General features: G+C 71.3%; 14 protein-coding genes and 1 pseudogene. 9 read left to right on the top strand and 6 right to left on the bottom strand.

What is annotated here, in order from left to right; genetic code table 11:
- The 3 genes and pseudogenes from HZF19_RS15865 to HZF19_RS15855 form a co-directional block, all read right to left on the bottom strand.
- Window positions 1-229: pseudogene (locus tag HZF19_RS15865) on the bottom strand (transposase); the annotation flags it as partial.
- Window positions 230-276: 47 nt separating this feature from the next.
- Window positions 277-984 (bottom strand): IS3 family transposase, encoded by a 708-nt coding sequence (locus tag HZF19_RS15860; RefSeq protein ID WP_268962987.1) that lies wholly within the window; start codon window positions 982-984, stop codon window positions 277-279.
- Between the two features lie 17 nt (window positions 985-1,001).
- The gene (locus tag HZF19_RS15855) at window positions 1,002-1,820 is read right to left on the bottom strand and encodes an alpha/beta fold hydrolase (RefSeq protein WP_208029773.1); all 819 of its coding nucleotides are present in this window, start codon (window positions 1,818-1,820) and stop codon (window positions 1,002-1,004) included.
- Window positions 1,821-2,325: 505 nt separating this feature from the next.
- Here HZF19_RS15855 and HZF19_RS16670 point away from each other — a divergent pair.
- The 3 genes from HZF19_RS16670 to HZF19_RS17325 all read left to right on the top strand — a co-directional run bounded on the left by HZF19_RS16670 (window position 2,326) and on the right by HZF19_RS17325 (window position 4,104).
- Window positions 2,326-2,739: an isochorismatase family protein gene (locus HZF19_RS16670; RefSeq protein ID WP_208029772.1), complete on the top strand. Its 414-nt coding sequence runs from the start codon at window positions 2,326-2,328 to the stop codon at window positions 2,737-2,739.
- The gene (locus HZF19_RS16990) at window positions 2,706-2,894 is read left to right on the top strand and encodes an isochorismatase family protein (protein WP_307781257.1); all 189 of its coding nucleotides are present in this window, start codon (window positions 2,706-2,708) and stop codon (window positions 2,892-2,894) included. Before HZF19_RS16670 ends, HZF19_RS16990 begins: the two co-directional genes overlap by 34 nt.
- Before the next feature lie 604 nt (window positions 2,895-3,498).
- On the top strand, window positions 3,499-4,104 hold the full coding sequence (locus tag HZF19_RS17325) for a hypothetical protein (RefSeq protein ID WP_307781258.1): 606 nt from the start codon (window positions 3,499-3,501) through the stop codon (window positions 4,102-4,104).
- Window positions 4,105-4,311: 207 nt separating this feature from the next.
- Here the strand turns inward: HZF19_RS17325 and HZF19_RS15835 are convergent, their stop codons facing one another.
- Complete coding sequence (locus tag HZF19_RS15835) at window positions 4,312-5,385, bottom strand: arsenic resistance protein (RefSeq protein ID WP_208029770.1); 1,074 nt, start codon at window positions 5,383-5,385, stop codon at window positions 4,312-4,314.
- 111 nt (window positions 5,386-5,496) lie between these two features.
- Window positions 5,497-5,661: a hypothetical protein gene (locus HZF19_RS15830; RefSeq protein ID WP_208029769.1), complete on the bottom strand. Its 165-nt coding sequence runs from the start codon at window positions 5,659-5,661 to the stop codon at window positions 5,497-5,499.
- Between the two features lie 62 nt (window positions 5,662-5,723).
- Here HZF19_RS15830 and HZF19_RS15825 point away from each other — a divergent pair, with 62 nt between their 5' ends.
- The 3 genes from HZF19_RS15825 (at window position 5,724) to HZF19_RS15815 (ending at window position 8,778) form a co-directional block, all read left to right on the top strand.
- Window positions 5,724-6,734 (top strand): pyridoxal-phosphate dependent enzyme, encoded by a 1,011-nt coding sequence (locus HZF19_RS15825; protein ID WP_208029768.1) that lies wholly within the window; start codon window positions 5,724-5,726, stop codon window positions 6,732-6,734.
- Window positions 6,731-7,840: a DUF2817 domain-containing protein gene (locus tag HZF19_RS15820; RefSeq protein ID WP_208029767.1), complete on the top strand. Its 1,110-nt coding sequence runs from the start codon at window positions 6,731-6,733 to the stop codon at window positions 7,838-7,840. Before HZF19_RS15825 ends, HZF19_RS15820 begins: the two co-directional genes overlap by 4 nt.
- Window positions 7,841-7,974: 134 nt before the next feature.
- A complete protein-coding gene (locus HZF19_RS15815; RefSeq protein ID WP_208029766.1) occupies window positions 7,975-8,778 on the top strand; it encodes a nitroreductase family protein in 804 nt (267 codons plus the stop codon).
- 71 nt (window positions 8,779-8,849) lie between these two features.
- On the opposite strand, the gene HZF19_RS15810 is transcribed toward HZF19_RS15815, so the two are convergent.
- Window positions 8,850-9,410, bottom strand: coding sequence for a DUF1269 domain-containing protein (locus HZF19_RS15810; protein ID WP_208029765.1), 561 nt, complete (start codon window positions 9,408-9,410; stop codon window positions 8,850-8,852).
- A gap of 195 nt (window positions 9,411-9,605) precedes the next feature.
- On the opposite strand from HZF19_RS15810, the gene HZF19_RS15805 reads away from it, so the two are divergent.
- The 3 genes from HZF19_RS15805 to HZF19_RS15795 form a co-directional block, all read left to right on the top strand.
- Entirely contained in the window at window positions 9,606-10,259 is a 654-nt protein-coding gene (locus HZF19_RS15805; RefSeq protein WP_208029764.1) for a TetR/AcrR family transcriptional regulator, read from the top strand.
- On the top strand, window positions 10,256-11,428 hold the full coding sequence (locus HZF19_RS15800; protein WP_208029763.1) for an alkane 1-monooxygenase: 1,173 nt from the start codon (window positions 10,256-10,258) through the stop codon (window positions 11,426-11,428). Before HZF19_RS15805 ends, HZF19_RS15800 begins: the two co-directional genes overlap by 4 nt.
- Window positions 11,429-11,697: 269 nt before the next feature.
- Window positions 11,698-12,002 (top strand): transposase (locus HZF19_RS15795; protein ID WP_372443476.1); only part of this gene is annotated, 305 nt, incomplete at its 3' end.

Raw genomic sequence — 12,002 nt, 5'->3', positions numbered from 1 at the left:
CTCGGCGGGCACCTTGGCGGCCACGTTGCGGGCCCGGTGGATCAGACACCGTTGCCGCAGCGCGGTGGGCAACCTTGTGCTCGACGGCGCCCAACAGGCCAGATGCGCCATCGGAGATGACCAGCAGTGGCGCTCGCAGGCCCCGGGCCTTGAGGTCCTCGAGGAACCCAGCCCACGCGTCATGGGACTCGTCCCCGCCCGGTTCGACGTCCAACAACACGGGCTGGCCGGGAGCACCAGGCGCGCCTGAGCGGGCCCCGATGGGTGGTCCAGCTGCTATGCGAGTGCTGGTTGGTGTCGGGTGGTCCAGGCCTGGGCGAACTCGCTGGGGGTGAGGTCGCCGTGGGCGCTGTGGGGTCGGTTGGTGTTGTAGTCGATCCGCCAGTCCTCGATGAGCACCTGGGCTTCGAGGAGGCTGTCGAAGTGCCAGCCGTTGAGCAGCTCGTCGCGCAGACGACTGTTGAACGACTCGATCCAGGCGTTCTGCCAGGGTGAGCCGGGGTCGATGAAGATGGTGTTCACCCCGTTGAACCGGCACCAGTCCGCGACCGCTTGGGCGATGAACTCGGGCCCGTTGTCGAAGCGCAGGTACGCGGGGAAGCCGCGCACCGCCGCGGTGGCACGGAGGGTGGCGACGACGCGGTCGGCGTCGATGCGCCGGTCCACGACGATGGCGGGACATTCTCGGGTGAACTCGTCGACGACGTTGAGCAGCTTGAGAGTGCGGCCATCGGCGCTGGTGTCGAACTGGAAGTCCAACGCCCACAACACGTTCGGTCGGATCGGGCACATAGCACCGACGGCGGTGCCGATCCCGCGGTAGGGCTTCTTGCGCTTCTTGTAGGGCACCCGCAGTCCTTCCTCGCGCCAGAGACGCTGGATGCGCTTGTTGTTGATCCGAGGGCCGGCCCGGCGCAGCTCGCTGGTGGGAGTCCTTCGCGTGTACCGGTCATCGCTAAGGCTCACGATCGCCGGTTCGGCCATCTGCTCGCGCGGAGGCATCAGGTTTGGCGCGGCAGTGAACGGTCGACGAATGCGGCCAGGTCGGCAGCGAAGCGCGATGGGTCCTCCCATCGCGGGGTGTGCCCGACGCCCGGGTATACGACCAAGTCGCTGCGCGGCAGGCGCGCTGCCAGCGTGTCTTGCATGCCGCGGTCGATCACCCCGTCGGCGTCGCCCCAGATCAACAGGGTTGGTGCGGTGATGCTGCCGAGCTCGGCTAGGTCGTCGTAGTGCAGCAGCGCCGCGAACATCTCACGCCAGGCGCGCGCAGGCACCTTCAGGAGCTCGCCCACGAGGCGATCGAGCACGTCGGGTTCGACCTCGGAGGAGGAGGTGTCGACCATGAAGGACCGGGCGAAGTCGGGGTCGATCGGGTCCTCCAGACCTGAGACGACCGAGTCAACAAACTCCGTGAGCCCCGCGTGGCCGCGGAGTGTGGTTGGTGACGCTTCGAGCACCAGTCCGGCGACTAGCTCGGGCCGATCGATTGCGACACGGCGAGCGACGAGGCACGAGCCCGAGTGGCCAGCCAGGACGGCCCGATCGATAGCGAGGGCGTCCATTAGGGCCACGACGTCGGTGGCGAAGTCCTCCACCCGATAGCCGGTGGCTGGCTTGTCAGAGTCGCCGTGCCCGCGCTGCGATACGGCGACGGTCCGGATCGACCGTGGAAGCTCCTCGAGAACCAGCTCGTACGAGCACCGTGAATCCGTGGGTCCCGGCAGCAGCACCAGTCCCGGACCCGACTTGTCGCCCTGCTCCGCGTACGAGAGCGTCAGTCCGCCGTCGAGGGTGACAGTGGAGAGCTCCCGCGTCATGCCGGGATCGTACAAAGGCTCGAAGTACGGGGCGCGAGGCCGTCGCCTGCTGGCCGCGGCTCCGCACGGGTGTGGGCGCGAAGTTCGGGGAGTCCTTCGCGATCTCGCGCTACCGCTGACCCTGACGATGAACGGGTGGCGCTTGCGGATCTCGGCCCGCCGTTCGGTCCGTCGGTCGCAGCTGGGAGCACGACGCGCGCCGCGGATCGAAGCCGGCGGCGCCAGCGAGTCGTGTCGCGATCACGGTCTGCCGCAATACGTGCTCCATCGTCGGCGACCACCTCTGGCGGGTCTTCGACGGCCGGGGAGTGGGTGACACCTGTGATCTGCCGCCGACCATCGATCCCTACCCGGCTCCGGTGCCGAGCGGGGAGTGACCGGCTGGCGGTCCGTCGACGACCGTGCGAGACGCTACCGACGGCCCTCGGCGGGTCGAGGTCCTGCCGCCTAGGCTCGGTGCCGTGACCGAAGGGTTGGGCTCCTACGGCGCCGGACCGCTCTCGTCGTGGTCGACGTCCAGAACGACTTCGCGGATTCGGCGGGCTCGTTGTACGTGCGCGGTGGTGAAGCGATCGTCGGGCCGATCAACGACGAGAGCGAAGCGGCCCGCTCGGCCGGGGCCACGGTGGTGCTCACCCAGGACTGGCACCCCGAGCGCACCCCCCACTTCGTGACCGACGGCGGTACCTGGCCGGTCCACTGCGTCCGGGGGACCTGGGGGGCTCGGTTGCACCCGTTGCTGAGCCGTGACGCCGACCTGGTCCTGCGCAAGGGGACCGGCGGACAGGACGGCTACTCGGCGTTCACGTCGAGGACCCGGCTACCGGCACCACGACCCCGACGGGGCTCGCGGGGTTCCTGCGTGAACGGGGCGTCGAAGGGGTCGTGGTGTGTGGGCTCGCCGCCGACGTGTGCGTGAAGGCCACAGCGCTCGACGCCCGCCGTGCCGGGTTCACCACGTCGGTGCTGTGGTCCGCCACCCGGGCGGTGGAGCTGCGACCCGGTGACGGGGAGCGGGCCGCCGAGGAGCTCGCCACGGCGGGGGTCGTGCTGGTCGGGCGCGCCGGTCCATGAGGGGAACGGGGTCGTCCTGCGGGCGGCGCAGCTCCCTGTTCACCGATCACTACGTGTTGAACGTGTGCGACTACCCGACGCTGATCGCCACCAAAGCAGCGCGCATCGTCGACACCGTCGGCGGCTCGCCGGTGCTCGAGTTCGGCATGCGTCGTGGGCACGGTCCGAGCGTCGACGAGGGGGCGAGAGCCGCGCTCATCGGCGGCTGTGTCGCCACCTCGAACGTGCAGGCCGCCGTCGCGCTCGGCCGTGAGCCCCGGGGCACGCACTCGCACTCGATGGTACAGACCTACCTCGCGTTGTACGGCGGAGGAGCGCCCGAGGGGCCGTCGCGAGGGGAGATCGTCGCGTTCCGGGCCTTCGCACGGGCCTATCCCGACGAGTGCGTCCTGCTCGTGGACACGGTCGACACGCTGCGCTCCGGCGTGCCCAACGCGATCACGGTGTTCCGCGAACTGCGGGATGCCGGCTTCGAGCCGGTCGGCGTGCGCCTCGACTCCGGTGATCTCGCCCACCTGAGCGTGCAGGCAGCCCTCCTGCTCGACGCCGCCGGGTTCGATCGGGCCTCCATCGTGCTGTCGGGCGAGCTCGACGAGCTCACGATCTGGCAGATCCTCACCCAGATCGACGTCGAGGCCCGACGCGAGGGCCTCGACCCGGCGTCCATCCGGCGCCGGCTCGTCTACGGGGTGGGGACGCGCCTGATCACCTCGGCGGGCAACTCGGGTCTCGACGGCGTCTACAAGCTCACCGCGGTGGGCGACGGGCGCGGGGCTCGTCACCGGCGCTCGAGCTGTCCGAGTCCGCCGCCAAGATCCCTGTCGTCGGGCCGAACCGCACGTTCCGCCTGCGGGACCGGAGAGGCCGTGCCGTGGCCGACCTGCTCATGTGTGACGACGAGGAGCCGTTCGCCGAAAGTGACGAGCAGCTCCTACGTCACCCGTTCCGCGCCGAGGTTTCCCGCACGCTGCGGCGGGAAGAGATGGTCGGCTGGGAGGAGCTCCACGAGCTGGTCTGGGCCGGGCGCGCCCGGCAGGGGCAACGCCCGACACTCGAGGCCATCATCGAGCGTCGGGCCCGTGACGTGGACGAGCTCGACACCCGGGTGCGACGGCTCATCAACCCGCACACCTACCATGTGTCACTCAGCCCGGCACTGTGGCAGCGCCAGCAGCGTGCGATCGCCCAGCTCCGCCGGAAAGGAGCGTGATGTCCGACGATCTGACCTGTCCGGTGTGCAGGACCGACGAGCACCTCAGCGGTCGCCCCGTCGACGCCGGTATCGAGGTCACCTGCGAAGCCTGCGGTGCCTCGTGGATCCGGGACGGTCGGCCCCGGTGCCCCACCTGTGACTCGACCGACGTGGTCCCGGCGGCGCAGGCGGTGTGGGAGAAGGCCAGGGGCACCCAACTGTCCATCACGTCGGTGCGGGTGGTTCACCTGTGTCCCACGTGTGACCCCGACCGGCTCCGCCGTTGGGCCAGCAGTGGGACGCCGCTGCCGCCCGAGGAGAACCCGGCGGAGGGGATGAGGTGACAGGGTCGTCCCCGGGGGTGATCCGGGGGACGACCCGCAGGTAGGCGACGATGCCGAGCAGTTCCACGAGGGACTGGAACACCACGACCACCGCGGCGCGCGACCAGTCACCGGGAAGGGCGAGCGCGAGCGGCAGCACCACGAACGAGTTCCGGGTGCCGGCGCTGAAGATCAACGTGCGGGTGGCGGCGGGCCGCAGCCGCACGACGCCGCCGATGGCACGACCGACCAGCAGCGCGGCGGCCAGGAACGCCACGTACACGGCGCCGACCCGGACCAGCACCCGGCCCGAGTCGGTCACGACCGACGCCTGGGAGGCGGCGATGAGCAGCACGACCATGGCGACCAGCATCACCGGCGACGACGAGGCGCGGGCCAGCAGCCGGGCCGTGGGCTTGTGGCGTTCGGCCCGGCGCTCGGTGAGCCACGCCGCCGCCAGGGGGATGACGATGAGGGTCACGAACACGGTCACGGCGGTGCGCACCCCGGTGAGCTCGGCGAAGGACTCGCCGGTGAAGGCGCGGACGTAGACCGGGAGCAGCACGAGCTGCACGCCCAGCACGACGGGGGTCACGGCCAGGGCACGGCGGGTGTCACCGCCACCGAGGTGGCTGAAGGTGAGGAACCAGTCGGTGCAGGGGACCACCAGCACGAGCACCACCCCGAGGCGCACCGCCGGATCATCGGGGGTCAGGGGCAGCAGCGCCCACACGACGAGGGGGAGCACGGCGAAGTTGGTGAGCACGACCGCGGCGAGGAACCGCACGTCGCGCACGGCGGATGGCACGTGTGCGAGCGGCATCTGCAGGAAGGTGGCGTACAGCAGCACCCCGAGCGTCGGCCACACCGCCGGCTCCAATGCCTCCCCGAGCCGGGGTGCCGCGAGCCCGACGCCGAGGCCGACCGCGATGGCGGCGAGGTAGACCCACACCTGGTGCCGCTCGAGTCGGCTCACCGGCTCAGTGTGGCAGCGTGCCCGGCCGGCGCCACGTCCGCTCCCGGCGTCCCCGCGCCCGCCCTCGTCCCCACCTCCGGGCGCGGCTGTCGGCGTCGGATGCGGTCGTGCTCAACAAGGGATGGGGAGGGCTTCGGCGACCGCCACCGACGCCGCGATGGCGGCACCACCGTAGAGACGACCGTCGAGCCGGGTGAGCCGATCGAGCACCTCGAGGCGCCAGCGGTCGGGCTCATCGGCGGCTCGCAGTCCCAGCAGCTCCAGTTCCGATCGCACCGGCGAAACCTAGCGAGCGGAACGGCTGTCGTCGTGATCGCGGATCGTGGTAGGCACGGCGCGTGCGTGGGACCGTGCTGCCGGGGATCGACGACGTCCGTCGGGCGGCGGTGTGCATCGCCGGGTTCGTCCGTCGCACCCCGGTGCTGCGCAGTGCGTCCATCGACGCCCTCGTGGGCAGGCCGGTGTGGTTCAAGTGCGAGCACCTCCAGCGGGGGGGCGCCTTCAAGTACCGCGGGGCCACCAACGCCGTACAGGCCCTCGACGCCGCGACGGCCGCCCGCGGTGTGGCGGCCCACTCCTCGGGGAACCATGCCGCGGCGCTGGCCCTGGCGGCCGCCACCCGGGGGATCCCGTGTTGGGTGGTCATGCCCGCCGACGCCCCCGAGGTCAAGCGCGCGGCGACGCAGGCGCACGGCGCGACCGTGGTGCTGTGCGAGCCGACCCTGGCGGCTCGCGAGGCCATCCTTGCCGAGGTCCTCGAGCGCACCGGGGCGGTCGAGATCCACCCCTACGACCATCCGGCGGTCATCGCCGGCCAGGGCACCGCCACCCTCGAGTTGCTCGAGCAGGTGCCGAGCGTGCGCAGCGTCGTGGCACCGGTGAGTGGTGGCGGGCTGCTCGGCGGCACCGCGATCGCCGCCCACGGTGTGGACCCGGCGATCGTCGTCGTCGGGGCGGAGCCGGTCGGCGTGGACGACGCCCGTCGCTCCCTCGCCGCCGGCAGGCTCGTCACCGAGCACAACACCACCTCGATCGCCGACGGCCTGCTGGCCGTGCTGAGCGAGCGAACGCTCGCGATCCTCGCCGACCACGACGTGGAGATCGTCACTGTGACCGAGGAGGAGATCATCGAAGCCATGGCGGTGGTGTTCGAAGCGCTGAAGCAGGTCGTGGAGCCGAGCGCGGCGGTGGCCTTCGCCGCGGTGGTGCGCGCCGGCCGGCGGGGGACGCTCCCTCCGGGGGAGGTCGGGGTGATCCTCTCCGGGGGCAACGTGGACCTCGGCGCTCTGCCGTTCGACCGGCCCACCGGGGTCCGTGGCCTCACCGTCGACGTGGAGGTCCGCCCGTGACCGCTGGTGGCGACGCCCGAGCAGACCGCTTGCCGCTCACCTACGACGAGTGCCGGGCCCGGTTCCTTCACGTGCTGGCCCGGCGTGGCCTGCAGGGTCGCTCCCACCCGATCGCCGCCCGGGGGCCGGAGGGTCAGCGGCTCACGATCGACGTCGTGCACGTGGGTGCCGCCCGCCCGAGCCGGGCGCTGCTCGTGCTGTCCGGCGTGCACGGGGTGGAGGGGTTCCTCGGATCGGCGTTGCAGTGCGACCTGCTCGACCGCCTCGACCCGGCGGCCCTGCCCGGGGACACCGCGGTGCTCCTCGTGCACGCCGTGAACCCCTGGGGCATGGCCTGGTGGCGGCGACAGAACGAGTCCAACGTGGACCTCAACCGCAACTGGCGCCGAGACCAGCACGAGCCGCCACCCAACGACGCCTACGACGAGCTGCACCCCCTGGCCTGCCCCGACACCCCGACCATGCCCTCCGTGGACGACCTGCTCAGCCGGGCCGTGGCGGTGGTCGCCGAGCGGGGGATGCCCTGGGTGCGTGCCGCCATCACCTCGGGCCAGTACCGCCATCCCGACGGACTGCACTACGGCGGGGCGAGGACCGAGGAGTCGAACCGCATCCTCGAGCAGGTCGTCGTCGACCACCTGGGTGAAGTCGAGCGCCTGTTCACCGTGGACCTGCACACCGGGCACGGCCCACGGGGTGAGGTCACGGCCCTGTCGGATCAGCCGCCGGGCAGCGCCCAGGACCGCTTCCTGCGCGAGGCGCTCCCCCGTGCCCGGGTAGAGCCCACGATCGGCAACCCCGGGGCCACCGCGGCGCCCAAGACCGGCCAGATCGCGAACGGCATCGGTGGGCTGCTCGGGGGAGCCGTCGCCTACGCCACCTCGCTCGAGATCGGCACGGCCGGTGACGAGGAGCAGCTCGTCGCAACCTACCTGGAGCAGTGGGTGCACCGCCGTGGTGACCGCCACGATCCCGAGCACGCCGCCGCGGTGTGGGCCTACCGCTGTTGTTTCACGCCCGACGATCCCGAGTGGGAACGACGGGCCCGCACGCTCGGCGCCGAACAGCTCGACGACGCCCTCGCAGCCGTCCTCCACTGGTCCTGACGCCACGACGATCTTCGCTCGTCTGTTGCGCGTCTAGCGGGGCGGGGGGTACCGAAGGCGCGTCGGAACGGGATCGGGGTGGCTGGGCCGAGCCCACCGTCCAAGTGCTCGGCAGGTCGCGTAGCGTCGGGCCCATGTCCGAGCGTGACGTTCCCCAGCGTTCCGAACCCGGCCCCACCCCGACCTACGCCGAGGTCAGGGACCGCCTGTCCATGCCCCTCGTCGAGGCCATGACCACCCAGCGCGCCGTGCGCCGCCTGCTGCCCGATCCGGTCGACGAGGACATCGTGCTGCGCTGCATCGAGCTCGCGCTCAAGGCGCCGACCGGGTCCAACGGCCAGAACTGGGAGTTCGTGGTCGTGACCGAGCGGGCCACGAAAGCGGCGCTCGGCCGGCAGTACCGCCTCGCCTGGAACCTCTACGGCGGGGTCGGGCACTGGCTCAACGAGCAGCAGGACGCGGGCGGTCTCGCCGGCCTGGTCGGGCGGGCGACCGGGGCCTCGGCCGGGGCCGACCGCGAGTCGATGGCCAAGATCCTTCGGGCGGTGCAGTGGCAGGTGGACCACTTCGAGGAGCTGCCGGTGCTGGTCGTGCCCTGCCTGCGCGGCGGCAAGCCGCCCTACCTGCCGGTGCCGTCGATCGCGGCGACGTCGTTCTACGGCTCGATCTACCCGAGCGTGCAGAACCTGCTGCTTGCGGCCCGGGCCTTCGGGCTGGGGGCATCGCTCATCACCCTCCCGCTGTGGTCGGTGACGGCGGCCCGCCGAATCCTGGGCCTGCCGCTGTCGGTGCACCCGGTGTGCGTGGTGCCGCTGGGCTGGCCCCGTGGCCGCTACGGGCCCACGACGCGGCGGGCGGTGGGCGACGTCGTGCACAAGGAGCGCTACGGCGAGCGCCCCTGGGTGGGTCGCCGTCTCGAGGACTCGCCCCCGGGCTGACGCGGCACCGCCCCGCCGGTGGGGGTACCGAGCGGGGCGGTTCGACAGGTCGGCTGCCGGTGTCGCGAGGCTCAGGCCTCGATGGTGGACTCCTCCTCCGGCACCCCTTCGGTGACGGGGTGCTGGCCGAGGGCCTCCTCGAGCTTGGCCAGCGAGTCGGGCGGCAGGTTGGCCGTGATCACCTCGGCCATCCCCGCGTACCGCCGCATCTCCTCGAGCGCCTTCTCGGGGTTGACGTGGCTCACGAGTGCGGCCAGGTAGACCTTGCCGGGCTTGATCGACTCGCGCAGCTGCTTGACGAAGTCGTCGCTGATGCCGGTGTCGATGAGCTTGGCCATGAGGGCGGCAGTGCCGGCACCGATGGCCATCCCGACCACCGGGATGAACAGCAGTACGCCGAACAGCAGGCCCCAGAACGCGCCCGACAGAGCGGCCTGACCGGGCGAGGGGTCGGTGGTCTGGACCACCCGCACCTTGCCCTTGTCGGTCTTGGACACGAACACCGCGTCCTGGAGGAGCAGGGTGCCCTCGGCGCTCATGCGGGTGAGCGCGGTGAGCATCTCCTGGGCTGCGAACTGATCGTCGAAGCCCAGCACCACGAGGGAGCTGGGCGGGGTCTTGCCGTCGGTCACGGTTGGTTCTCCTGGTGGGGGATTGGTCATCCGCACGCTAGCCCAAGGGTGATCGGAAGGCTCCGCCCGGGCGGTTCCCACCCCCGGCGGCGTGGTCCCAGGTGGGCATCGCCCAGGCCCGAGGGGGTTCCAACGGCGGTGCGATATGACCCCCGTCATGTTGACAGAGTGACACTACCTGTTAGTTTGTCATCCATGGAGCAGGAGGTGCCGCAGGAACGCGACGTGCGGCCCATCGCCGGTACGGGGGATCCGCCCGAGCGCTCCTCCGTCGAGGAGCGGCTCCTCACGGCTGCCCTCGAGGCTGCCACGCTCCACGGGCTCGCCCGGCTCTCGATGGCCGACGTCGCCAAGCGGGCGGGGCTGTCCCGCCAGACCCTGTACCGCCACTTCCCGTCGCGCGACGCCCTGATCGCCGCCGTTGTCGCATCCGAGACCACCAAGCTCGCCGACGCCGTGCTCGCCGTCAGCGGACCCGTCGAGGACCCGGAGCGCTCCCTCGCCGCAGGCCTCGCCGCCGCCCTGCGCGTGGTCCGTGACCACCCACTGCTCGACCGGCTCCTCACCACCGAGCCGGAAGCGCTGCTGCCACTGCTCACCACCGACGGCGGGCCCGTGCTCGGGCAGGTACGTGCCGTCGTCGAGGGGATCGTGGCCGCCCACACCCCCGGGCTGTCCGCGGATCCCGTCGGCTTGCGCCGCTTCGCCGACGTCGTGACCCGCCTCCTCGTCAGCTACGCCGTCAGCGCCCCCGACGACCCGCCCGAGGTCGTCGCCGGGTACGTCTCGATGTTCCTGATCCGCGGGGCGCTCGGCGCCCACGACCGTCTCCCGGAGGTCCAGCCGTGAAGACCCTCACCGCCACCGTCGACGGGACCGAGGTCCGCTGGAGGGACCGCAAGCGGTACCTCTGGCTGCTCGGGTTGGTGGTGCCGCTGCTCCCGTTCGGGGCGGCCCGCTGGCTGGATCACTCGGGCTGGGCCGAGATCCTGTGGTTCTCGGGGCCGATCTGGATCCTGGTGCTCATCCCCCTGCTCGACTGGCTGTTCGGCGAGGACCGGTCCAACCCGCCGGAGTGGGCGGTGGAGCAGCTCTCCGAGGACCGTTACTACCGCTGGATCGTGTTCCTGTTCGTGCCGCTGCAGTACGCAGGGCTGGTCTACGCCTGCTGGGTGGTCGCCACCCACGACCTGGCGTGGTGGCAGCAGCTCGGCTACGCCCTCACCGTCGGCACCGTGGCCGGCATCGCCATCAACACCGGCCACGAGCTCGGGCACAAGCGTGAGCGGGGCGAGCGGCTGCTCGCCAAAGTGGCGCTGGCCCAGTCCGGCTACGGGCACTTCTACGTCGAGCACAACCGGGGTCACCACCAGCGCGTCGCCACCCCCGAGGACCCGGCCTCCGCCCGGCTGGGTGAGTCGTTCTGGGCCTTCCTGCCCCGCACGATCGTCGGGTCCGCCCGGTCCGCCTGGCGGCTCGAGGCCCGGCGCCTGCGGGGTCAGGGCAAGTCGGTGTGGAGCCTGCACAACGACGTGCTGACCGCCTGGGGCCTTTCGGTCCTGCTGTTCGGCACGCTCACGGCCGTGTTCGGCCTGCGGGTCGTGCCCTTCCTCGTCGTGCAGGCGGTGTTCGGCTTCAGCCTGCTCGAGGTCGTCAACTACATCGAGCACTACGGGCTCGCCCGCCGCCGGGGTGCCGACGGGCGCTACGAGCGCTGCACCCCGCAGCACTCCTGGAACTCGAACCACGTGGCCTCCAACGTGGTGCTCTACCAGCTCGAGCGCCACTCGGACCATCACGCCCACCCCACGCGCCGCTACCAGGCGCTGCGCCACTTCGACGAGTCACCCCAGCTGCCGTCGGGGTACGGGCTCATGCTCGGACTCGCCTACCTCCCGCCCCTGTGGCGGCGGATCATGGACCCGAGGGTCTTGGCCCACTACGACGGCGACGTCGCCCGGGCCAACATCCACCCACCGGCACGGGAACGCATCCTCGCCCGCTACGGCGCAGACTGAAACGCGCCCCTCCTCGCCGGGACCGTCCAACAGGGGAAGAGCGGAGCACGCAGCATTCGAACCAGCTCATCGGATGCCAAGCCCGTCCGTTCGACACAAGCGTCGGCTCGATCGAGCTGGCGATCCCGAAGCTGCAGCGAGTCAGGTCAGGGTGACGCCGGGGACGTCCCGAGGGGTGGTGTAGGAGGGTGAGGGTCCACCACTGGGGTGGGTCACCGGCGTGATCTTCGAGGTGTTCCTGCCGGGATCACAACGAAGGAGACACGCCGGTGACCCTCACCGATCATGACCTGTCCGAACTGCTCGCCGCGCTCGAGGCCGGCGAGGTGACCGGCACGATCCGCGTGTCGCTGGAGTGGATCCTCCAGCAGCTCATCGAGGCCGAAGCGACTGCGTTCATCGGTGCGGCGCCGTTCGAGCGGACCGAGACGCGCACCGCCCAGCGCAACGGGCGTCGCCCGAGGCTGCTGTCGACACCTGCCGGTGATGTCGAGCTGGAGATCCCCAAGCTCCGCCAGGGCAGCTTCTTGCCGAGCCTGCTCGAGCGCCGCCGGCGCATCGACCGGGCGCTCTA

Source organism: Rhabdothermincola sediminis (assembly GCF_014805525.1).
In the GTDB taxonomy this organism is placed as follows: domain Bacteria; phylum Actinomycetota; class Acidimicrobiia; order Acidimicrobiales; family Acidimicrobilacustridaceae; genus Rhabdothermincola; species Rhabdothermincola sediminis.
This window is presented reverse-complemented; position numbering and strand designations above follow the sequence as displayed.